At 54.1% G+C, this 22910-nt stretch carries 20 protein-coding genes and 1 pseudogene; 9 read left to right on the plus strand and 12 right to left on the minus strand.

Annotated elements, in window-relative coordinates; genetic code table 11:
• Positions 1 to 95: 95 nt before the first annotated feature.
• Complete coding sequence (locus ACFOLF_RS14870) at positions 96 to 1226, minus strand: GntR family transcriptional regulator (protein ID WP_210042761.1); 1131 nt, start codon at positions 1224 to 1226, stop codon at positions 96 to 98.
• Between the two features lie 193 nt (positions 1227 to 1419).
• On the opposite strand from ACFOLF_RS14870, the gene ACFOLF_RS14875 reads away from it, so the two are divergent.
• Entirely contained in the window at positions 1420 to 1863 is a 444-nt protein-coding gene (locus ACFOLF_RS14875; protein WP_210042770.1) for a DUF6220 domain-containing protein, read from the plus strand.
• A 357-nt stretch (positions 1864 to 2220) separates the two neighbouring features.
• Here the strand turns inward: ACFOLF_RS14875 and galU are convergent, their stop codons facing one another.
• Entirely contained in the window at positions 2221 to 3105 is an 885-nt protein-coding gene (galU, locus tag ACFOLF_RS14880) for a UTP--glucose-1-phosphate uridylyltransferase GalU (RefSeq protein WP_210042779.1), read from the minus strand.
• 171 nt (positions 3106 to 3276) lie between these two features.
• Here galU and ACFOLF_RS14885 point away from each other — a divergent pair, with 171 nt between their 5' ends.
• From ACFOLF_RS14885 to ACFOLF_RS14895, 3 genes are all read left to right on the plus strand, one after another.
• Entirely contained in the window at positions 3277 to 3678 is a 402-nt protein-coding gene (locus ACFOLF_RS14885; RefSeq protein ID WP_210042794.1) for a secondary thiamine-phosphate synthase enzyme YjbQ, read from the plus strand.
• A 317-nt stretch (positions 3679 to 3995) separates the two neighbouring features.
• Entirely contained in the window at positions 3996 to 4976 is a 981-nt protein-coding gene (gene trxB / locus ACFOLF_RS14890; RefSeq protein ID WP_210042796.1) for a thioredoxin-disulfide reductase, read from the plus strand.
• Positions 4977 to 5083: 107 nt separating this feature from the next.
• Positions 5084 to 5521: a Dps family protein gene (locus ACFOLF_RS14895; protein WP_210042798.1), complete on the plus strand. Its 438-nt coding sequence runs from the start codon at positions 5084 to 5086 to the stop codon at positions 5519 to 5521.
• Between the two features lie 213 nt (positions 5522 to 5734).
• On the opposite strand, the gene ACFOLF_RS14900 is transcribed toward ACFOLF_RS14895, so the two are convergent.
• The 6 genes from ACFOLF_RS14900 to ACFOLF_RS14925 all read right to left on the minus strand — a co-directional run bounded on the left by ACFOLF_RS14900 (position 5735) and on the right by ACFOLF_RS14925 (position 12415).
• Positions 5735 to 6679, minus strand: coding sequence for a carbon-nitrogen hydrolase family protein (locus ACFOLF_RS14900; RefSeq protein WP_210042807.1), 945 nt, complete (start codon positions 6677 to 6679; stop codon positions 5735 to 5737).
• A gap of 52 nt (positions 6680 to 6731) precedes the next feature.
• Positions 6732 to 7718, minus strand: coding sequence for an ABC transporter ATP-binding protein (locus ACFOLF_RS14905; RefSeq protein ID WP_210042820.1), 987 nt, complete (start codon positions 7716 to 7718; stop codon positions 6732 to 6734).
• A 14-nt stretch (positions 7719 to 7732) separates the two neighbouring features.
• Positions 7733 to 8629, minus strand: a complete 897-nt coding sequence (locus ACFOLF_RS14910) for an ABC transporter permease (RefSeq protein WP_210042827.1) — start codon at positions 8627 to 8629, stop codon at positions 7733 to 7735.
• A gap of 93 nt (positions 8630 to 8722) precedes the next feature.
• Positions 8723 to 9667 carry an ABC transporter permease gene (locus ACFOLF_RS14915; protein WP_210042834.1) on the minus strand — a complete coding sequence of 315 codons (945 nt, stop codon included), beginning with the start codon at positions 9665 to 9667 and terminating at the stop codon, positions 8723 to 8725.
• 17 nt (positions 9668 to 9684) lie between these two features.
• Positions 9685 to 11337: an ABC transporter substrate-binding protein gene (locus ACFOLF_RS14920; RefSeq protein WP_210042836.1), complete on the minus strand. Its 1653-nt coding sequence runs from the start codon at positions 11335 to 11337 to the stop codon at positions 9685 to 9687.
• A gap of 100 nt (positions 11338 to 11437) precedes the next feature.
• Positions 11438 to 12415 (minus strand): ABC transporter ATP-binding protein, encoded by a 978-nt coding sequence (locus ACFOLF_RS14925; protein WP_210042838.1) that lies wholly within the window; start codon positions 12413 to 12415, stop codon positions 11438 to 11440.
• Positions 12416 to 12748: 333 nt separating this feature from the next.
• On the opposite strand from ACFOLF_RS14925, the gene ACFOLF_RS14930 reads away from it, so the two are divergent.
• Positions 12749 to 14143, plus strand: coding sequence for an amidase (locus ACFOLF_RS14930; protein ID WP_210042840.1), 1395 nt, complete (start codon positions 12749 to 12751; stop codon positions 14141 to 14143).
• A 40-nt stretch (positions 14144 to 14183) separates the two neighbouring features.
• Entirely contained in the window at positions 14184 to 14372 is a 189-nt protein-coding gene (locus ACFOLF_RS14935) for a hypothetical protein (RefSeq protein WP_210042843.1), read from the plus strand.
• 6 nt (positions 14373 to 14378) lie between these two features.
• Here ACFOLF_RS14935 and ACFOLF_RS14940 read toward each other — a convergent pair whose 3' ends face one another.
• Positions 14379 to 15353 carry a LysR family transcriptional regulator gene (locus tag ACFOLF_RS14940; protein WP_210042845.1) on the minus strand — a complete coding sequence of 325 codons (975 nt, stop codon included), beginning with the start codon at positions 15351 to 15353 and terminating at the stop codon, positions 14379 to 14381.
• Between the two features lie 166 nt (positions 15354 to 15519).
• On the opposite strand from ACFOLF_RS14940, the gene ACFOLF_RS14945 reads away from it, so the two are divergent.
• The gene (locus ACFOLF_RS14945) at positions 15520 to 16134 is read left to right on the plus strand and encodes a cysteine hydrolase family protein (RefSeq protein WP_210042847.1); all 615 of its coding nucleotides are present in this window, start codon (positions 15520 to 15522) and stop codon (positions 16132 to 16134) included.
• Between the two features lie 295 nt (positions 16135 to 16429).
• Here the strand turns inward: ACFOLF_RS14945 and ACFOLF_RS14950 are convergent, their stop codons facing one another.
• Positions 16430 to 17692: a cytochrome P450 family protein gene (locus ACFOLF_RS14950; protein ID WP_210042849.1), complete on the minus strand. Its 1263-nt coding sequence runs from the start codon at positions 17690 to 17692 to the stop codon at positions 16430 to 16432.
• Positions 17693 to 17921: 229 nt separating this feature from the next.
• Here ACFOLF_RS14950 and ACFOLF_RS14955 point away from each other — a divergent pair, with 229 nt between their 5' ends.
• A complete protein-coding gene (locus tag ACFOLF_RS14955) occupies positions 17922 to 18560 on the plus strand; it encodes a TetR/AcrR family transcriptional regulator (RefSeq protein ID WP_379114179.1) in 639 nt (212 codons plus the stop codon).
• 291 nt (positions 18561 to 18851) lie between these two features.
• On the opposite strand, the gene ACFOLF_RS14960 is transcribed toward ACFOLF_RS14955, so the two are convergent.
• Both ACFOLF_RS14960 and pyk read right to left on the minus strand, forming a co-directional pair.
• On the minus strand, positions 18852 to 20855 hold the full coding sequence (locus ACFOLF_RS14960) for an ABC-F family ATP-binding cassette domain-containing protein (RefSeq protein WP_210042851.1): 2004 nt from the start codon (positions 20853 to 20855) through the stop codon (positions 18852 to 18854).
• 96 nt (positions 20856 to 20951) lie between these two features.
• Positions 20952 to 21983 (minus strand): annotated as a pseudogene (gene pyk / locus ACFOLF_RS14965) (pyruvate kinase); the annotation flags it as partial.
• 121 nt (positions 21984 to 22104) lie between these two features.
• On the opposite strand from pyk, the gene ACFOLF_RS14970 reads away from it, so the two are divergent.
• The gene (locus ACFOLF_RS14970; RefSeq protein ID WP_210042860.1) at positions 22105 to 22899 is read left to right on the plus strand and encodes a helix-turn-helix transcriptional regulator; all 795 of its coding nucleotides are present in this window, start codon (positions 22105 to 22107) and stop codon (positions 22897 to 22899) included.
• Positions 22900 to 22910: the final 11 nt, after the last annotated feature.

The following is a 22910-nucleotide window of genomic DNA, read 5'->3' on the forward strand; positions in this document are numbered from 1 at the left end:
CGCGGCAGCTTGGCTATTTATTCATAAACCTGAAAATAGATTCCATAGAATTTCATTCGCTATTATTATAACTTGTACGTACAAGTGTGTCACGATTAATTTTTTATTTCTTCTCCATCCGGGGCGGTAGACTCCCTTACAATTAATCGCGGTTCATATATAATATCCGCCTCCGGCTTGCGGCTGCCGCCTTGTCCCAACAGACGAATAAGCAGCTTCACGGCATCCTCACCCATTCGTGTCTTGGGATGCTCCAGTGTAGTCAGCTTCACTTCCGTTGCTGTAGCCAATGTGGCATCATCAAATCCCACCATGGATAGATCCTCCGGCACCGTCAAGCCCTTCCCCCGCACCACATCAAGCAGCTTCACAGCCAGCTCGTCGTTATAGCAAACAATCGCCGTCGGACGCTCCCCGGCTGCCTGGCCAAGCAGTGCCGACAGCTCCGCAGCAGGCTTGACCAGCTTCTCCTCGGTAGTATACCGGACGAGGTGCTCGGAACGCAGCGTCAGTTGATGCTCGCGCAAAGCACGCAGAAAACCGCGCATCCGGTAAATCCCCTGAAAATCATCGGTCTTAAAAAATCCGGCAATCCGCCGGTGGCCGAGCCTGATCAAGTGCTCTGCCGCGCGGAATCCGCCAAGCTCGTCGTCAACCTTCAGACAAGGCGCATCCAGATCGCTGTATCGCTCGTTAAGCATAACAAACGGAATTCCTCTGGATTCCAGCGACAGATAATAGTCGAGATTAGGGTTTCCCTCCGCACTCTTGGTCGGCTCGATGATCAGTCCGCTTGGCTGCTGCTGCAGCATGGATTCCAGACTCTCCCTTTCCTTGTTCTTCTCATTGTCCGTGCTGGCCAGCAGCAGCCTGGCCCCATGCAGGCGAAGCGCCGATTCCACCCCGCGCACGATCGTCGGGAATATATAGTCGGAGATATGCGTCGTCATCAATCCGATGGTCAGCCCCTGCTGGGCCGGATGCTTGCCGGCAGCCGCAGACCCTGCGTCAGCTACGAATGTTCCTTTTCCCTGTGAGCGATAAAGCCAGCCCTCCGCTTCCAGTTCCCCAAGCGCCTGCCTGACAGTCTGGCGGCTCAGGCTGAACGTTGCGGCAATCTCGTTCTCCGAAGGAAGCTTGTCATGCGGCTTGAATTGTTCCGCCGTGATCCAGGTCAAAATCTCTTCCTTTAGTTGCATATACTTGGGCGGAAGCTGTTCCTTCACGATGCACCTCGATTCCTGCATTCAGCTTGTATGTTTGATATTATATCATGCGCTTAACTTGTACGTACATACTCGCGGGTTGCTCCATTATTTTCAGCCTGCAAGATTGTTTTGACAATAAACCGGATTATCCCTAACATATGGATCACAGATATATAGAATTGAGATATACAACATAAGGGAGGTATGGACGATGCCCACAAACCAGGCTGATCTGGAGAATCAGACTGACGCCGAGATCAAGGCCAAGCAAACGGGAGCAAGTTATATCCGGCTGGCGCTGTTTTTGCTTGCAGCGGTCTTCGCCGTATGTGTCGTCATGCAGGTATTCCTGGCAGGAATGGCTTCATTCGTCGATTCGTCGCATTGGCAGGATCACCGGTCGTTCGTTCACTATTTCGAAATGATCCCACTGGCTATGCTCGTATTAACCTTTATTGGCCCAACCGGCCGCACCATCCGGTTTTTGGGATTTGGAATGGTCATTCTGATCATCATGCAGTACCTAACGGCTCATATGGGAGGCCGGATTCCCGAGCTGGCCGCGCTTCATCCTGTGCTCGCTTTGCTGCTGTTCTGGATCTCAATGATCGCAGTAAAACGCGCCTTCAGCGCCTGGAGGAGCGGGCGGGTCTGATTCAATTTTCAGTTGTCTCCTGCCTGGCAGCTAAAGAAGTAAAAAAAAGCCGTCTGCCAAGGATCGTGCCCTGGGCAAACGGCTTATAAAGCGTTCCTTATTTCGTCACCCAAAAGCCTCTTACGTCTCAAGACGTTATGACGGTGTTGGGTGCACATGCTGGCAAAGAGAGAATCTGCTTACGGCGGGGCGAGAAAGTCAGGCGGCGCATGCGGAATCGTTCTTATGTTAGTTGCAGGTTACAAAGTCGATCGACTGACACTTCGGCAGACTGCTTTCCGCCTGCTCCGCCAGGCAATCTTTTAAAGCAGTTCATTATTTACTTCATTAATTATAAACCTCAATTATAAACCTCGCTTAGCGTACACCTGTCCCAAGGCGCTCGATCATAAATGCCCTTACCTCTTCCGAGAGATCTTCTCTTTCCAATGCCATATCAATCGTAGCCTGTACAAATCCCAGCTTATCGCCGACGTCATGCCTCCGGCCCTGGAAGCGGAATGCGGTGAGCGGCGATTCCCAGTTCAGACGCTGCAGGCTGTCGGTGAGCTGAATCTCGCCGCCTTTGCCGGGTTCGGCCCTCTCCAGCAGCGCGAAGATTGCCGGATCAAGAATATATCGGCCTACTACTGCGAGATTGGACGGCGCTTCGCCGGGCAGCGGTTTTTCCACGAGTCCCCTGATACGGCCCTGCTCCGCTTCACGGTCCAGCTCGACAATACCGTACTTATGCGTCTGGTCCCACGGCACTTCCATAACGGCCACGACAGAGGAACCGTTCGTTTCGTAAACGTCGATCATTTGCTTCAGGCAAGGCGGCTCCGACAGCAGAATGTCATCCCCAAGCAGCACTGCAAAGGGCTCGTCCCCCACAAAGCTGCGCGCACATAATACGGCATGTCCGAGTCCGAGCGGCTCGCGCTGGCGTGTATAACAGATATCCGCCATATGCGAGATGCCTTTGACCAGATCCAGCATTTCGGCTTTGCCGTGCGCCTCAAGCTCAGCCTCCAGCTCCACCGACTTGTCAAAATGGTCCTCAATCGCCCGTTTGTTGCGGCCCGTCACAATCATGATGCTCTCGATTCCGGAGGCGACTGCTTCTTCTACAATATATTGTATGGCAGGCTTATCAATAAGCGGCAGCATTTCCTTAGGCTGTGCCTTGGTAGCGGGCAGAAACCGGGTACCCAGTCCCCCCGCCGGAATAATGGCTTTGCGTACGCGTTTTCCCATCATCATTTTCATATCCCCCATAAGCGTTATTTATACTACTTCCATAATACTCCCATTCGGACAATCGCACCATGGTAAAATAGGCATCAGGTCCCGGTTTGACATCCCTCCTGCCTCATGACACACTTGAAAACGATGGATATTTCCGCGTATTACTCGTATAAAGGAGGACTAATCATGCTGATTACCCGATCGCTGCGCACGTCCCGGCACGATGAGATGATGGATATTACCCGCGAAATCGCAGCCATTGTCAGTCAAAAAGGGATAGAAAACGGCCTCGCCGTCATTTATTGCCCGCATACGACCGCCGGAATTACGATTCAGGAGAATGCCGATCCCGATGTGAAGCATGATGTGCTGATGCGTCTGGATGAGGTATACCCGTGGGAGCACCCGAAATACCGGCATGGCGAAGGCAATACCGCCTCCCATCTGAAGGCCATGACGACCGGCACCTCGCAAACGGTCATTATCGCAGAGGGCCGTCTCCTTCTGGGCAGATGGCAGGGGATTTATTTCTGCGAATTCGACGGGCCCCGCTCACGCGAATATTATGTGAAGCTGATTGCAGACTGATAGTGCCCAACCACCAGGAACTCGACTGCCCCAGCGGCAGAAAATGCCTGCCTTCTTGCAACGCCAGACCGCAAGCCAGCCAGTTATATTTGATGCACGAGATCCATGATACATGGCCATAGCAACCCTAAGCACGCAGTGCTTACGGCATTCCTCCATCTCACAAGAGCTGGAAATGACCGCCTGCAGATTGCGTGTTTTTCATTATTTCAAAATGCTATTGACAACTTTCCTTATTTATAATAATTTTAATGTAGAAATAATTATCGATATGGTTCAAGGTGAATCGGCTTGGTTAATGAGAGGAGAGAAACGATATGGAAAACATCACAATAGTAGGTACCGGGCCCGCCGGATTAACGGCTGCCATCTATCTTGCACGCGCCGGCTTCAGCCCGTTGGTTCTGGAAGGACCTCAGCCGGGGGGACAGCTGACTACAACTACAGAGGTCGAGAATTATCCCGGTTTCCAGGACGGCATCCTCGGTTCCGAGCTGATGTCCAATATGCGCAAACAGGCGCAGCGCTTCGGGGCCCGTTTTCAGACCGGCTGGGTGGATGAGGCGGATCTCTCCGAGAGACCCTATAAATTGAAGCTGGAGAACGGCAGTGAAATTTTTACGAAATCTGTGGTTATTTCCACCGGCGCTTCGGCAAAATATATGGGAGTGCCCGGGGAACGCGACAACGTTGGCCGAGGAGTCAGCACCTGTGCGACTTGTGACGGATTTTTCTTCCGCGGCAAAAAAATTATTGTTGTCGGCGGCGGCGATTCCGCTATGGAGGAAGCTTCCTTCCTGACCCGATTCGCATCCGAGGTCAGACTGGTTCACAGACGCGACGAGCTTCGCGCTTCGAAAATCATGCAGGACCGGGCCAGAGCCAATGATAAAATTGTGTGGAGCCTGAATGTAACTCCGCAGGAGGTAGTTGCGGGGGATCAGGGGCTGAGCGGCCTTCGCGTTCATGATAATGCAACCGGCGAAGACGTACTGCTTGAAGCAGACGGCGTATTTGTAGCGATTGGCCATACGCCGAACACCGCTTTTCTGGGCGGGCAGGTCACGACTGATGATCAAGGCTACATCGTAGTTCAGCCGGGAACGTCGAAAACCAATCTGCCGGGCGTATTCGCCTGCGGGGATGTTCAGGACCGCCATTACCGCCAAGCCATTACCGCCGCGGGGAGCGGATGTATGGCTGCGCTGGATGCCGAACGGTTCCTGGAAGATGCGGATGCAGCTTTAATGAGCTCGGATCTGGAGCTCGTTACACAGGAAATCGCCTTCGGAGACTGAGCAGCTTTAGCATAATGCCCCTTAACTTAAGCGTTGATAATTTTCCGGCAAGGCCGGAGGTTCATCAAATAGATAAGAGAAATCAACTTTTAAGGAGCGTGTTTTCAATGACGAAGCTGCATGATATTTTAAACAAGCAAATTTCCACCTGGAGCGTTCTTTATGTGAAGCTGCATAATTTCCACTGGTATGTGAAGGGCAACCAATTCTTCACCTTGCACGTGAAATTCCAGGAGCTGTACGAGGAAGCGACATTGGTGGTGGATGATTTTGCCGAGCGCCTGCTGGCGTTGGAGGGCAAACCTGTAGCTACGATGACGGAACATCTGAAGCTCTCCAGCGTAAAGGAGGCTACCGGCAAAGAAGAAGCGACCCAGATGGTCGATTCGCTCATTGATGACTTTACCGTAGTCGCCGGCGAGCTGAAGGAAGGCATGGAGGAAGCCGAGAAAAAAGGCGACGAAACGACAGCCGATATGCTGCTTGCCGTTCATAAATCGCTGGAAAAGCATCTGTGGATGCTGAAGGCTTTCAACGGCCGTTAAACCTTTCAGCCCTTCGCGAAGAAGGCTTGATCTCCTTGTTCTTCTTAACAACTAAGAAGAAGCGCTATCACCCGATTATGGCGAGAAGAAAGCTTCTTCACCTTACGAAATACAAGCCTTGCAAAAACCAAAAAAAAACTTTCTTCTATTATATAGGAATGAAGCGCCTGTTTCCCGAAATCGGGGAGACGGGCGCTTTTTCATTCTTACTCTTTAATGTACGCTCAGAGCCGGCTCCGGCTGCGCCTCTTCCTTCCCTCCCCATTTTTTGTGGCGCTTGATTTCCTCCAGCATTCTCACATAAATATCCGGTCTCCAGTCCGGCAGGCCCGTAATCGGATTGTCGTTGAACAGTGTCAGCAGCTTGCGCGCTTTGTCGGCGAGGGACAGATCAAGCGTTGCCACCAGCAGTTCTTCGTGCTGCTCAACCGGCTCTGCATAGTATCGGGTGGACAGCATATTCACGGATGGGCCGATGATCATGCTGCCTCCGGGAAATTTCAGACTGCCCAGATCCGGTCCGACCAGATTGGAGCTGACGAGGAAGGTTCCGTTCTCGATCACCCGCGATTTCAGTGTCGTATAATAGAATTCCTGCCAGCCCTCTATCTCCGAGACTGCGGTCGGATTCAGATAGAGCCGCGAGCCGAGCGCCGAATAATGCCGGGTGAGCTCGGGGAAACAGTAGGAATCATAGCATATGCCCACACCCACCGGACCCCATGGCGTATCGAACATCAGCGGCTCGCTGCCTTTCTTCGCCCACATCGACTCTTTGCCGGCCGGATGAATTTTGCGGTAGGAGCCGATCACTCCCTCAGGACCCAATACCAGGGCGGAATTGTAGATAAGGGCAGGATCTTCCGCATCCTTCTCTATCATGCCGAGTACAACATAGAGGCCAAGCGACTTCGTCAACGCTGCCAACCCGTCTGAGGCTGGTCCGGGAATGGTCTCCGCGATTCCAACCTGCATCTCGATGGAGTCGCCCTTCACATCGTACCCGGTAAGCGCCGTCTCGGGAAACAGGACGATCTTCGCGCCGCGGTCTGCCGCCGCCTGAATATACCCTTTGATCCGCTCCAGATTGCCTGCTTTATTGCCCCATTCCGCATTAAAGTTCACACTTGCGACCGTAACGATATTTTCATACCCCATTGTTCATCCAACCCTTCCATATTTGAGTTTATGAGAAAACGTGATACCTCTATTAAGCCGGCATACTCTCCTGAAGCAGCAGACAAGCCGCTTCATGCCCGGGCGATACCTCCTGCAGAACCGGTGTCTCTACTGCGCAGCGATCTGTCGCCAACGGGCAGCGCGTACGAAACCGGCAGCCGGATGGCGGATTCAAGGGACTTGGCAGCTCCCCTTTCAGCACAGGTTCCCCGTTTCCTTTGTGATGCTCAAACGCCGTTTCCAGAGAGGGGGCAGAGGCAAGCAGCGCCTGGGTATACGGGTGGGCAGCACGGCCGAAAATCTGCGAGGTTGGCCCTTTCTCCACCACACGCCCGAGATACATGACCATGACTTCATCGCTCATATACTCGACCACATGCAGGTCATGAGATATGAAGATCATCGACAGCGACAGGTCCTGCTTCAGATCCTGGAACAGATTCAGCACCTGAGCCTGAACGGATTTGTCCAAGGCGGAGACCGCTTCATCGGCAATGACGATATCCGGGGCCAGAATGAGCGCGCGGGCAATCGCTACACGCTGCCTCTGTCCGCCGCTGAGACTGGCCGGAAGCCGCCCGGCATGCGTACGGGACAAGCCGACCGATTCCATAAAATGATGGGCCTTCGCCCGGGAAGCCGCTTTGCTCTCACCGCTCGCCCACAGCGGGAAAGCGATGTTATCGATCACCGGCATTTGCGGATTAATCGAGGAATAAGGATTCTGGAACACCATCTGGATGCGCTGGCGCATATTTTTGAGCGAAAGGCCCTTCAGATCCAGAATGTTCTGCTCGCGATATTTCACTTCACCCTGGTCCGGTTCGATCAATCGCATCAGCAGACGGGCAAGCGTGGATTTGCCGCATCCGGATTCGCCGACGATGCCAAGCGTTCCCCGTTCGCCCAGCTTGAAGGATACCCGGTCCACGGCAGACACGCCGCCCTTCGTACGCCCGAAGAAATTGCGGATCGGGAAAGTTTTGCCCAGTTCATTAACCTCAAGTATATGCTCCATACCGATCCCTCCGTTTATCGCTTGATTTCTAGTGCGTCACTGAGCGCATCCGATACCAGATTGAGCGACAGTGAGGTAAGGAAAATGAAAACCCCGGGCACGATGGTGACAAGCGGGTTGATAAAGATCAGCTGCTTCAAATTATTGAGCATGAAGCCCCACTCCGGGGTTGGCGGCGAAACGCCCAGTCCCAGGAAGCTGAGGCCCGAAGCCAGCATGAGGCATACGCCGATCTGCGATGTGCTGAATACGAAGACTTTGCTGAATATATTGCTTAAAATATGCGAGCGGATAATGAGCAGATTACCGGCTCCGCTGGATTGGGCCGCTTCGATAAACTCCTCCTTGCGGACCTCCTTCACTGCGCTTTCGGCAATCCGGGCGATCGGCGGAATAAAGACGACCGTCGCGGAAATGATAATATTGCTAATTCCCGGCCCAAGCGCTGCGGATATCCCGATGGCAAGCAGAATCGCGGGGAATGAAAATACGATATCCAGCGAGCGCATAATAATCGTATTGATCCACCTACCAAAATAACCGGCGATAACTCCAAGCCCGCCTCCAATCACGACTGCGAGAATCACAGGCAGAATCCCGGATAACAGGCTGAGCCTTCCGCCATACAGGATTCGGGACAGCAGATCCCGCCCCTGCTCATCCGTACCCAGCAAATGTCCGGCAGAGCCAACCTTGAGCAGACGGTCCTGGACATTTCCGTTAACGGGATCATAGGGAGAAACAACGGGCGCCAGCAGACAGGCGAGAATAATGATCATAAGCAGCACCAGCGCACCGACGGCCACTTTCCTCTTCGTGAAAGCACGCCATATATTGGCAAGCCGGGAAGGTTCCCGGCTCGCACCCGGCACCAATACCGCATCACGTACCGTCTGAACATTGGTGGACATTGTTACCGCCTCCTTAAAAGATTTTGCGCTGCTTCTTGAAGCTGCTCCCTGATAAGCAAAAACCCGCTTCGAAAGCATAGGCCTTGAGTTTGCTTACACTTGACGAACACGGGGATCCATCGTCGCATGAATGGCGTCCACGATCATATTGATCATGACGAATGCAATCGCAATGATCAATACGCCAGCCTGCACAACCGGGAAGTCGCGCTGCCCGATCGCCTGATAGATAACCTGACCGACGCCCGGCCAGGAGAATACCGTCTCTACCAGCACGGAACCGCCGAGCAGATAACCAAACTGAAGTCCCGTTACGTTAAGAATGGTCGGCATGCCATTGCGGAGAACATGGCGCAGCACTGTCAGCGAGCCGCTTCCCTTGGCCTGCAGGGCAAACACAAAATCCTGCTGCAGCAGACCGGATACTGTGCTCCGTATCATCCTGGTCATGACGCCGACTGTCGACAATACCGTTGCAATGGTCGGAAGAATAAGGTGGCGGAACAGGTCCGCCGCCCCTCCCTGCCCAACGGAAGTCATCCCCGAGGAGGGCAGCCACCCCAGCGTGACGGAGAAGACTCCGATCAGGATCAGCCCGGCCCAGAAATTCGGCAGTCCGATACCCGCAAGGCTGAGTCCATTCACGATGGAAGCGAGCCTGGATTTGGGATAATAGGCGCTGAAGACACCGATTACCAATGAAATAATGAAGGATATGACTGCTGATGCAAGGGCGAGAATCAATGTATTCTTCAGTGCCGGCAGGAGCAGATCCGTCACCGGCAGCCTTCTGACAATGGAGTCGCCCAGATTGCCCTGCAGAATACGTCCCAGCCAATCCACATACTGAATGGCAATCGATTTATCGAGGCCGAGCTCGGCTCTGATGACCGCGCGCTCCGCTTCGGAGGCGTCCGGCGGAAGGATGGAATTGACGGGATCGCCCGGAACAATTTTGAGCATCAGGAAGACGACGACGGAAACGCCAAGCAGTGTCGGAATCATGAGCAGCAGTCTTTTCCAGATGAATGAACCCATGGCGCGTGCCCCCTTATCTATTCAATGAAAATCGTGGTCAAATCGGCGAACCAGGATTGCGGCTGCACAAAGCCTTTCACTTTCGGCGCCAATGCGCGAAGGTTCATGTCATGGACCACAAAGATCCAGGGCGCGTCGTCGGCAATGATGGCGGAAGCCTGGTTAAGCAGGGCCGTTTGCTCCGCGGGATCGAAGCTCGCAGTCGCTTTGTTGATTAATTCATCGTAAGCAGGGTTGGAGTAGCCGCCCAGATTGATCCCGTTCGGAAAGATCGAAGACGTTGCGAAAAACTGAGAATAGAAGGATGGCGAGATCGTCGGAAGCGAGATATTGTAAGCTCCCACCTCTTTATCCTTGGGAAACCCGGACAGGAATTGCGTCAGCAGCGTCTGCCATTCAATCGATTCGAGCTTGACGTTGATGCCGACATCCTTGAGATTCTTCTGAATATATTCATTCATCTGCATCGGCCACATATTCCCTGATCCGCTGGTGGGAACGACGAAGGTCGTCGTGAAGCCGTCCGGATAACCCGCTTCCGCCAAAAGCTGTTTGGCCTTCTCCGGATCGTAGGTGTAGGGCTCGCCTTTATCGCTGAACCAGGCATGGCCTTTATACATCGGCTGTGTAGCCGGAGCCGCTGCGCCACCGAGCAGAGCCGTACTTAAGCCGTCACGGTCGATCGCATAGTTGGCCGCCTGGCGGACCAGCTTCTCTTTCCATGGACCATCCTGCAGATTGAGCACATACGGCCAGATATGCGGGTAAGGATTCGTCAATACCTGGAAGCCCGAGCTCTTCAGCAGCTCAATGGATTCGGTCGGCGGCACTTCCGCCCAATCGACCTCGCCGGATTGCAGAGCCGCCAGACGGGCAGACGGATCGCTGATCGGACGAAGCACGATTTTATCCAGCTTCGGCGCGCCGTTCCAGTAGTTCTCATTCTTGACCATGGTCAGCTCCTGCCCCTGCTTCATGCTGTCAAACTTGAACGGGCCGGTGCCTACGGGGTGATTGACATAGTCGGCTCCGCTTTTCTTAATGGCATCGGGACTGCCGATCAATAAACCGGACAGGTCATACAGCAGGAAGCTGTAAGGCCCCTTGGTCTTGATCGTGACCGTACTGTCATCAACCTTGGTGTACGATTCGACATACCGGAATGCGCTGGCGCTGGTACCTGCCAGCTGTGCGTTGTAATATTCCGATTTTGGATTCATAATCCGGTCAAAAGCAAAGATGAGCGCATCCGCGTTAAAAGGAGTTCCATCATGGAAGGTCACATTCTGGCGGAGATGAAAGGTCCACATCGTGGGGTCCGTTGTTGAGGTTTCCCATGATTCCGCAAGCCCGGGAACCAGCTCGGCCGGTTTATCGCCCTGCTTCAGATCCCAATTGACCAGCGCATCATATAATTGATAGCCGACAAACCGCATACCCTCGTAGCCCTCTGTCGGGTATGTGTCGGGAACCGGAATATTGGCCGCTGACATGCCGATGATGAGCGTCTGCTCCTTGGATGATCCGGAGCCCGAGTCGGTTCCGCCGCTTGCAGCGGCATTGCTTCCTCCACTGCCGCCATCCCCGCATGCGGTGATCATCACCATTGCAGCAATCAGGAGAAATCCTGCTAATTTTCGTGCCGACATGAATCCCAGTATGCTTCTCATCTCATAACCCCTCCATGATTTGGCGCTTCTTGCGCCTCTTTATTTTCTGATTATTCTGTCTATTTTAGCTCCAGCAACCCTATTCTCATCACCTTACCGATTATTGAGCGATCGGCTGCTCCTGATCCAGCAGGAAGCATGCAGCGCCATGGGCTTCGCCGTAGTAAGTAAACGAAGGGGCTTGCTCACGGCATGAGCTTCGGGCAAGCGGGCAGCGGTCCGCGAACGAGCAGCCTTCAGGCATGGCGGTAATCAGCGGAGGCTGCCCCGGAATAGTCGAAAGCTTGCCCTGCTGGCCCCGTCTCGGTGTCGCAGCGATAAGCCCGACCGTGTAGGGATGTGCCGGAGCCGAGAGAATCTGGCGGGCTCTGCCGTACTCCACAATTCTGCCTCCGTACATCACCGCAATATCATCCGCCATTTCAGCCGCTACCCCGATATCGTGAGTGACAAGTACGACCGACATACCATATTCCGCCTGGATCTCTTTGAACAGCCGGAGGATTTGCGCCTGTATCGTCACATCAAGAGCCGTAGTCGGTTCGTCCGCAAGCAGCAAATCCGGCTTGCAGGCGAGCGCCATAGCGATGACGGCTCTCTGCCGCATCCCGCCGCTCATTTCATGCGGGAAAGCCCGCATTCTCTCCTCCGGCGAAGGGATTCCCACTTTTCCAAGCAGCTCGACGACCTGTCGTCTGGCTTCATCCTTTTTGATGGATTGATGCGTAAGAAGAGTCTCTGCTATCTGGTCGCCTACCCGGTACAGCGGGTCCAGAGCCGACAAGGCACCCTGGAAAATCATGGATATCCGGTTGCCGCGAATGCGGTTCATTTCCTTCTGCGATTTGGTCAGAAGCTCTTCATCACCCAGCTTGATGGAGCCCGATATCGCAGCCCCCGACGGCTTGAGGCCAAGAATCGAACGAAGCATCACGCTTTTCCCCGATCCCGATTCCCCAAGAACAACAAGCGTCCTGCCCTTCCGTACCTCTAATGACACGCCTCTGACAGCAGCCACCTTGTTACCCCGAATGGAAAACTCCGTAACCAATTGGCTCATTTTCAGCATCTCTGACATATGTGCTCCCTCCTTGCGATTAGGTGCGGAACTCTTGATGTCATAAATACTAACACATAAATTATCCTAACAGGCTATCAAAACATTCTATACCCTCCCTTCCGTCGTTTTCAAAGAATTCTGTGTTATATTTCTTACCAATAAAACATCATCACGCCTTGAACAGTCTTTTTGAACTATCAAAAAGTGCAAAATTCGTTGTCCTTTTCTGATATTTCTGAAGGAAGAAGCTAACTTTGCCGCCAAAGGACGGCGAAGCCGTTTCTTCTTATCTATCAAAATGTTCATTGCGTTATGTTTTATGACAATCCGAGTCAAGGAGGAATTAATAAAATGAAAACCATCAACCCTCAGCTCTCCTTCTCCACCATCCACGAGCTTGGCGATCAGATCCGCACGCGCGAAGTCTCTCCCGTGGAGATTACGGAGCAGCTGCTCCAGCGGATCGAACAGCTCAATCCGCAGCTGAATGCCTTCGTCACCTTAACCGCCGAGCTCGCAATGGATGAAGCCCGTCAAGCCGAGAACGAGATTATGAACGGCGGATACAAGGGACCGCTTCACGGTATTCCGATTGTACACAAGGATCTTTATTATACGAAGGATATCCGCACCACAGCCAGCTCCAAGATCTTGAGGGACTTTGTCCCGGATTATGATGCCACGACCGTTGCCAAGCTGCATGAAGCGGGCACCATTCTGCTGGGCAAGGTTCAAACTCATGAATTCGCCTCTGGCGCAACGACGCAAAGCCCTCATTTTGGCCCATGCAAAAATCCGTGGGATCTCGAGCGCGTGCCGGGAGGCTCAAGCGGCGGCTCCGGTGCGGCTGTTGCGGCAGGACTCGCCTATATGGGAACGGGTTCGGATACGGGCGGTTCCATCCGGATACCGGCGGCCTGCTGCGGAGTCGTCGGAATGAAGCCGACCTATGGCCGGGTCAGCCGTTACGGCATCTTTCCAATGGCCTGGTCGCTTGACCATGCAGGCCCGTTAACCCGCAGCGTCAAGGATGCCGCCCTCTGTCTGGAGGCGATGGCCGGGTTCGATCCCAAGGATGAATCCACCGTGGATATCCCCGTTCCACGCTATGCCGATTCCTTGCTCCCCTCGCTTAAGGGCCTAAAGATCGGCATCCCTGCTACCTACTATTACGAAGAGCTGGACCCGGAAGTGGAAGCCGCGCTTCACGCCGCTATCGCCACTTACAAGGAGCTTGGCGCAGAAATCATCGATGTGGAGCTGCCGAAAATCGAGTACGCGGCCTCCGCCTTATCCGCTGTTCTGTTAGGGGAAATTACAGCGATCCACGAACAATGGATGGATTCGCGCATAGAGGATTACGGCACGGATGTCCGGCTCATGCTGGAGAGAGGACGCAATCTTCCCGCATCCACCTATCTGCAGGGACAGCGCGCGCGCCATCTGATCGTGCAGGATTTTCTGAATGCCTTTAGCAAAGTGGATGTGCTGCTTACCCCTGCCACTCCCCTGACTGCACCGCGTGCGGATGATATTGCGGGAGGAATGAGACTTGCCAGGCTCACCGCTCCCACCAATCTCACCGGACTCCCGAGCCTGTCCATGCCATGCGGTTTCTCCAGCGAAGGATTGCCTATCAATATGCAGATCATCGGCAAGCCCTTCGATGATGCCGGCGTACTCGCCGCAGGCTATGTGTACGAGCAAAATACGCCCTGGCACAGCCGTCATCCCGAGCTTTCCTGATACGGACAGCAGCATTCCATTCATAAGGAGGATAAAAAACATGACAGAACAAAAAAAGACTTCCGGCACGGAAGCCCTGGAAACAACCGTTGATATTCAGACCACCAAGGAGGATTCGGCTATCGACGCCTTCGCCTCGCAGATAAAGCGATTGAAGGAGCTGGATCTGACCGGCATCGAGCCGCTCCTGCCCCCCACCTGGAAGGCAGAGCGCTATTCCAGGGATTAAGCGCCGTCATCCCTTTATCTGATAGGCATTGGGGAATAAGCAGCTGACGCGTTCGACCAGGCTGCTGTGAATGCGACGGGCGATTTGTTCGGTGGGATGTGCGGATGTGGGGGAAGCGGAGTAGGTGACCAGAACCGGCAGATTGACGAAATCGTATTCGACCAGAACCATATTGAAGGGGAGCGGTTTTCCGATCAAATGCGCGATGCTGGTCGCCGGCAGGAAGGTGTGCCCGAAGCCGCTTATGACAATATCCAGCGCCGCCCCCACATCATTGACGATATGGAAACGCTCCGGAACGCCGCCAAACATACTGATCAGCATGCGCTCTGTCATCTCATGGTAACTCAGCAAGGGCGAATTCTCGAACAGCACGAACGGCATGCTGCGCAGCAGCGGCAGATTGCTCAAGTCGGGCGCGATGACCGGATAATTCTCCTTGGGCGTAAGCACGACCACTTTATCTCTCATCACAAAAAGAGAGTCCTGACGGGCAAAGCTGTCCGTCGGCGTATGGATGCAAATATCAAGGCTTCCGCAATCCAGCAGATGCTGCAGCACTTCGGAATGCTTATGAATAAACTTGCATTCGATCTCCGGCGCAATCTGCTGAATCCCTTCGATGATCGGAGACATGAAAGCGGGATGGAAGAAGGACTCGACGCCGATCCTCAGCCTCCTGGCATCCGTGACTGCTTCGAAGGGGCCCTCAAGCTCCCTGTTCTCCTGCTTGCGAAGCAGAGCCGAAGCTTCCTCCAGCTCCTGAAACAGCTGAACGGAGTAAGCCAGGAAGAAGCGCCCCTCCTTCGTCAGGCGGATGCCGTCCCAGTTGCGCTCCAGCAAAGTGACGCCAAGACCGTCCTCCAGCTTGCGCAGACGGGCGCTCAATGTGGGCTGGGTCACATGCAGCAGCTGAGCCGCTTTGGAAATGCTTTTCTCACGGGCAACGACAATGAATGAATGCAGGCCTTCCATATCCATCTTTCCTCACATCCCTTCGTTATCATAAGTGGAAGTCTGATAATTCCGAGAACTATATGTCATATTCTATTACATGATTATGAAATAAGAAAGCGGATATGCTTTTATATGGCTGGTCAGCATCCAATTTCCTCACATGAGAAACTATAAAAAGGAGTGATTCACTATGAAACATTATTTGAATCCACAGGATACCGCTTTAGTCATTATTGATATGCAGAACGATTTCTGCCATGAGGAGGGCGCTTCCGCCAAAATGGGGACCGGGGATATCAAGGCCTTTCAGGCCGCTGTGCCCCCGATTAACGCGCTGATCGATCAGGCGCGCGAAGCCTCTGTACCCGTGATTTTCGTCATGATGACGCTTGAAGAGAGCACGATTTCCGAAGCATGGTCCAACAAGTTTCCCGGAGGCTCCATTGTCGTCAAGGACACGTGGGGAACAGAGTTTTACAAGCTGCAGCCGCAGAAAGGCGACTACATTGTGGAGAAGCACCGCTTCAGCGCCTTCATCGGCACCAATCTGGATCTGATTCTGCGCTCTCTTGGGCGCAAATCCATTGTCCTGACCGGCGTTCTGACGAACGTCTGCGTGGAATCGACGGCAAGAGACGGCTTCATGATGGATTACAACATAACCCTCGTCTCCGACGCCTGCGCCGGATCAAGTCCGGCCGCCCATCAGAATACGCTGGATATGATTAATATGGTATTCGGCCAAACCACCGACTCCGCTAGCGTCGCCGATTATTGGAAGCAGGCGATGAGCATAAGCCAATAGACCTTTTTTCTGCCATAGAACATCAAATGTTCAAACCGCGGTTCTCCAATGAGTCCGGTTTGAGCATTTATGCAAGATTACACAGAACCGCCACGGGGGATTGAGCAGCGGAGCTATGAAGCCCCGCCTTATTAAATATAAGCGGTACTCCGACCAATATTTATTGCATTCCGCGTTATAAATAAATGAAGCGCCCGATCTCCAGAACCGGGGAGACGGGCGCTTTCTCATGATTTGCCTTTTATGAACGCTCAGAAACGGCTCCGCTGCTTCGGCACTTCCCCTTCTTCCTCCGCTAAAAAGCGACAGGAAGGGTGGCTAACCCCTGCGAGCTCAGCGTGAAGCTCCAGACCACACTTTCTCGAGGGATATTAAGCCGCAGGTCAGGCATCCGCTTCAGCAGGGTGGTAAACGCAATATCTCCCTCCAAGCGGGCCAGCGGCGCCCCCAAACACATATGGATGCCTTGTCCAAAGGCGAGATGACGATTGATGGTGCGCGTAATATCCAGATCCTCCGACTGCGTAAACTGGTGCTCATCCCGGTTCGCTGATTTCAAAACGGGAATGACGACATCACCCTTCTTGATCTGCTGCCCGGCGAACTCGATATCTTCAGTGGCGTAACGCGGTCCCGCGATGGTGGCAGGCCCATTGAAGCGCAGCAGTTCTTCGACGGCCGAAGGAACCAGACTGAGGTTGGCTTTGAGCTTTTCCAGCTGCTCGGGATGATCCAGCAACGTGAAGGTGCCTGTTGCGATCAGGTTCGAGGTTGTCTCGTGGCCGGCAAAGATCAATAAGGTGATCATCGAGATCAGTTCTGCTTCGCTGAGCCGATCCCCCTCCTCTTCGATCGCGACCAACTGGCTAATCAAGCGACCATCAGGATGGCGGCGCTTGTCGGCCACAAGCTGCGCGGTATATTCGCCGAAGGCGCGCATTTGCTCCTCGACCCCCGGCTCTCTCCTTCCGAGGCCCAGGCCGTGCGCGATCGTCGCGGACCAGGCATGGATCTGTTCCCGGTCTGCTTCAGGTACCCCGAGCATGTCGGAAATGACGTTGATCGGCAATGGATAGGCATAGTCCTTGACGAGGTCCATCTCGCCTTGAGCCTGCACCCGATCAAGCAATTCGTCAGCAATCTCCTGTACGCGAGGGCGCAAGCTTTCCATATATCTGGGCGTGAAGACTCTGGACACCAACCTGCGCAGCCGGCGATGATCGGGTTCATCGACAGAGAGCATGGATTTTCCGGTAAAGAAGGTAGGGGGAGCGGATGGATCCGCATTGACGCCAATTGATTGTCTGATGTCGCTGTGGCCGTCGATGGTGCTCGCATCTACAGTAAAGCGGGCATGATCCTTGAGTATCTGCGCCGCCTCTTCCATACGCGTGACCATCCAGGCTTGGCGGTCGGTTCCACCCATCGGAAACGGGATAGAAATAATGGGTCCCATAGCCCGCATCTGCGCGAATACCGAAAACGGGTTTTCATCGCTTTCACCGCTAAACAGGCTGAGTGCCGCCTTCTTGGATACGCTTTGATCCGAATTATTCATGATAACCATCCTTTCTCAAGAACCCTTTGCTTTTTTAAAAAAACGGGGATTGAGCTTTCAAAGTCACATGTCTGGATGCCGAATTCAAGATAGAGAACCACGCAGCCCGTCCAGAAACAACCTCAGCGGCGGAATCAATACAGCGTTTTCACTTTCTTACATTGTCAATTGCCTCTGCAACAAAGTATAATGTCACTGAGTGACAAATGTCAATGAAGGAAGAAATGATATGGATAACATAGAATCTTTACAATACGAGGAAACACAGCAAGCGGGCTTGCGGGAGCGTAAGAAGCGTCAGGCTCAAGCAGCGATTGAAGAAGCAGCACTCCGGCTCTTTCAGCAAAAGGGTTACGAACAAACCTCTATCCAGGATATTGCCGATGCGGTCACGATGTCTCCACGCACCTTCTTTCGCTATTTTGCGTCCAAAGAGGAGATTCTCTCCGGGCTCATTCGTACAATACAGCGTGATGGTATCCGCTCCCTCTATCACGTTGAGTCAACGGCATCGCCGCATAATGCGCTGCGGGAGCTCTTTGGCTGTCTGGCCAGCCGGTATCAGCAGCAGCGTTCCGGTCTTTTAATCCGATATCAGATCGCAATGCAGACCCCTTCGATCGCATCCTTGTTTCTGTATGCCCTGCTGGAAACAGAGCCTGCCATCTGTGACGCGCTTTGCTCCCGCCTCGAACCTGCGGCAGACCGCAATGAGATGCGCTTCCTGGTGGCCATCTATATGGCTTCATTGCGTGTCGCCATAGGGGAGTGGCTGGAATATGAGGACAAGCTTGATCTTGTCTCCCGGCTGTACAAGCATCTTGACTACTTTTTGACCATACCCCTTGGGAACAAACAAATGAAATGATGTGAATGATTTATCACCTTAACGATCAATGAGCGGCCGGCCGCTCCTGATCGGGCAGGAAGCATGCTTACACTAACCTCGGACAAACGGGCAGCGAGCGAGCAGCCTTCGGGCATGGCGGTGATCAGCAGCGACTGTCCCGGTCCGGGGTCCTTACGGAGCAAATCGTACATGTGCAGAACTCGCAGAATATAGGACAATAGGTTCCAAACAAAAAAAACTTGCCCCGATAGAACTATCGAAGCAAGTTTTTTATCGTTAACGGCACACACTCTAATAAACCTTTTGGGTTTATTTTTTCTTGCTCTGCGCGATCCGCTCATCCAGCTCATTTAAGTAAGTCCAACGATCCATCAAGTGCTCCAGCTTGGCTTCCAGCTCCTGCCGCTGGGCAATCAGCAGCTGCAGCTGGGCCGAATCGCTGGACGCCGCTTCCATCTTGTCCGTTGTAGCTTCCAGCTCCAGCTCCGCTTTCGCGATATCCTCGTCGATTGTTTCGAACTCCCGCTGCTCCTTGAACGACATCTTGAGCGGCCGTCCGGAACCTCCCTCCTGGGAGGATTCATTTGCCGGGCTGCCGCCCTTGTCAGGCACCGGCTGCCCGCCGATCTTCGCGTCCTCTCCATCCGAACCGCTGCCGCGTCTTGCGCTTCCCTCCGCGGATACTCCGCCGCTGCGGCCAGTCCCCGTTCCGCCAGCCGCCGCGGCGACCTGCTCGTAATCGGAGAAATTGCCGACATGCTGGGTAATGACGCCGTCACCCTCAAAGGCAAAGATGCGGTCGACGGTGCGGTCCAGGAAATACCGGTCATGGGAGACCACGAACACAACACCGGGAAAGTCATCCAGATAATCCTCCAGCACGGTTAAGGTGCTGATATCCAGATCATTGGTCGGCTCATCAAGCAGCAGCACATTGGGCGCTTCCATCAGCACGCGCAGCAGCTGCAGCCTCCGCTTCTCTCCGCCCGAGAGCTTGGCGATCGGCGTCCACTGCTGGGTGGGAGGAAAGAGAAACCGCTCCAGCATCTGCGACGCGCTTACGGTTGAACCATCCCCTGTCGTCACGCGTTCCGCGCTTTCGCGGATATACTCGATGACGCGCAGCTGATCGTTCATCTCCTCCCGCTCCTGCGAGAATACGCCGAGCCGAACCGTGGCTCCCAGCGATACCGCTCCGCTATCCGGCTCAAGCTTGCCGGCAATCAGCTTCAGCAGCGTCGACTTGCCGAGCCCGTTGCGGCCCACAATTCCCACCCGGTCCTCCGGAACGGCAATATAACTGAAGTCGCGAATCACTGTCCTGCCTTCGAACGATTTGTTCAGCTTCTCCAGCTCGATAATTTTCTTGCCCAGCCGCGAGGACGCGACGGACACCTCAAGCTTGCCATTCGCTTTCTCCGGCGCAGCATCCTGCAGTGCTTCGAAGCGCTGAATGCGCGCCTGCTGCTTGGTCGAGCGGGCCTTGGCACCCCGGCGCATCCATGCCAGCTCATTGCGCAGCAGATTTTTCCGTTTGGATTCCGTCGCCGCCTCCCGCTCCTCGCGGTCGAGCTTCAGCTCCAGAAATTGGCTGTAATTGGCCGTGTAGAAGTACGCCTTGCCCCGGTCAAGCTCCAGCGTCCGGTTGCTGACACGGTCAAGGAAATACCGGTCATGGGTAATCATCAAGAGAGCGCCCTTGCGCTTCTGAAGCATGCCCTCCAGCCAGGCAACGGATTCGTTGTCGATGTGGTTGGTCGGCTCATCCAGCAGCAGCACATCGGCAGGCTGCACAAGAGCGGCCGCCATGGCGACGCGTTTGCGCTGACCGCCGGACAAGGTGCCCAGCCGCACATCGAACCTCGCAATGCCAAGCTTCGTCAGCGCAGTCTTCGCTTCGCTCTCCAGCGTCCATGCATCCAGCTCATCCATCCGCTGGTTGGCCCGTACCAGCTGCTCCTGCAGGCCGCTGTCTCCGGGCATCTGCTCCAGCGCATGAAGCGCCTGGATCGAAGCGCGGACGGCGCGCATCTGCTCCGAATCGCCGCTCAGCACATGCTCCAGCACGGTAAGCTCCGGATCGAATACCGGGTTCTGCGAGAGCATCTGCACAGTAGCCCCGCCGGCAACAAGAATAGAGCCCGAATCAGGGGGCTCTATTCCTGCAACAACATTCAGAAAAGTTGACTTGCCGGTGCCGTTCACACCGATAATCCCGATCTTGTCGCCTGTCTCAACGCCAAACGACACATCATCAAACAATATTTTCTCACCATAGCTTTTGGCAATGTGATCAATCGTTAATACATGCATACCTTAATCCCGCCTAACATGGAGTCGATCGCAAAGAATTCACGCATGTGCATTCCCTGTCCTCTATCCACTTTAAACGATAAGCTAAGCTTCAATCAAATCTTTCTTTGAATAGGCGGCTGCGGACTGCTCCGCCTTGAAGGCAATCGCGGCCATCGTACGCACCGCTTCCACCGGATAAATGCCTGAAGCCGTCTCCCCGGAGAGCATCACCGCATCGGTTCCGTCCCATACCGCATTGGCTACGTCGCAAGCCTCAGCGCGTGTCGGACGCGGTTGGCTTTGCATGGATTCCAGCATTTGCGTCGCCGTAATGACGAACTTGTCCGCTTTGTTGCAAGCGCTGATCATCAGCTTCTGGGCAACCGGAACATCCTCGAGCGGAATCTCCACGCCCAGATCGCCGCGCGCCACCATAATCCCGTCGGAAGCCTCGATAATGGCCTGCAGCTCCTCAAGCCCTTCCTGGTTTTCGATTTTGGAGACGATCTGAATATGTCCGGCGCCCTGCTCAGCCAGCATCCGCTTCACCTCAAGCACATCCTCGGCGCGGCGCACGAAGGACATGGCGATCATTTCCACATTCATTTCAACGCCGAACCGGATATGCAGCTTGTCACGTTCCGTTACGCCCGGCAGACTTGTGCGGATACCCGGCAAGTTGACGCCCTTGCGGGATTTGATGATGCCGCCATTCTTGATGACGCATTCGACCTCAGAGCCTTCAACGGAGACAACCCGCAGCTCAATCAGACCGTCGTCAATCATAATGCGCGAGCCCGGCGTCACATCCTGCGTCAAATCATACGAGACGGAGATCCGTTTGTCCGTGCCGGTGATCTGTTCTGTCGTCAAGGTCAGCGTTTCTCCGGTCTTCAGCAGATAGGAAGGCTCCTGCAGCAAGCCTGTGCGGATTTCCGGTCCTTTGATATCCAGCATCGTGGCGATCGGCATATTCAATTTCCGGGCAACCGAGCGCACTCTCTCAATACGTTCGCGGTGATCGTTCAGCTCGCCATGAGCCAAATTCAGCCTGGCAATGTTCATGCCCGCTTGAATCATCTCTTCCAGAAGCTCATCGGTATTGCAAGCCGGTCCCATTGTACATACAATTGTTGTTTTTTTCATCCGTGTCACTCTCTCTCCTTGTATATATCTCTATTCTTCTATTATAGAAGAACCCTTGCGGCAAGAGGACTCACTATAGTACAGTAATTGTATTATAGTATGACAGAAACCGGTGATAAGCATGTTCCACATCTTTGAGATCTCACAGGACCGGGGAATTCCGGCAAGAGAGAGAAGGCCGATCGGCAGTGACTGCTACACGCTGATCTGGGTGCGCTTCGGGCAATGCAACTATGAATACAGGGGCAGCATCGCGCTTTGCCGCAAGAACGAGCTGCTGCTGATCCCCGCAGGCGTGCCCGCCGCCGAGCTGCGCGGAGCCGGCGGTATTCGCGAGAGCATCACCGTCAGGTTCAGTCCGGCCAGCAGCGGGGCAGCAGGCCTGCTTCCCCTGCTCGCGCGGAGGGAGCCGCTGCGCTGGATGACGCATATGCCGGAGCTGCTGCTGGATAAGCTGCTCCAGCTGGCCGAGCATTGGAGCGAGCGCGATCCTTATTTTAGCGTGATGTGCGGCGCATTGCTGACCGAGCTGATCGTGACCGTCAACCGCGAAGTCGATGAAGGGGAGCAGGCTCCCTCCTCCATCCGGCATATTGAACGTATGAAGCATTATATTGAAGATCAGTACCGCAGCCATATTACCAAGGTCGAATTGGGTGCCTGCATCGGCGTCAGTCCCAATTATGCGGCGGCATTGTTCCGCAAAATGACGGGGCTGACAATTAGCGAATATGTCCACCTCAAGCGGATGAAAACCGCCCAGTATATGCTGCTGCACTCGCAGCTGTCGGTGCAGGATATCTCCGAGCATCTGGGCTACAGCGATCCTTCTTATTTTAACCGCGTGTTCAAACGGATCGTCGGCAAGCTGCCCTCCGTGCTCCTCGCCGAGCGGGATGGGACAGGAAGAGAATAATATCTCAAGGA

It is taken from the genome of Paenibacillus sepulcri, assembly GCF_042647105.1.
Classification (GTDB): Bacteria; Bacillota; Bacilli; order Paenibacillales; family Paenibacillaceae; genus Paenibacillus_Z; species Paenibacillus_Z sepulcri.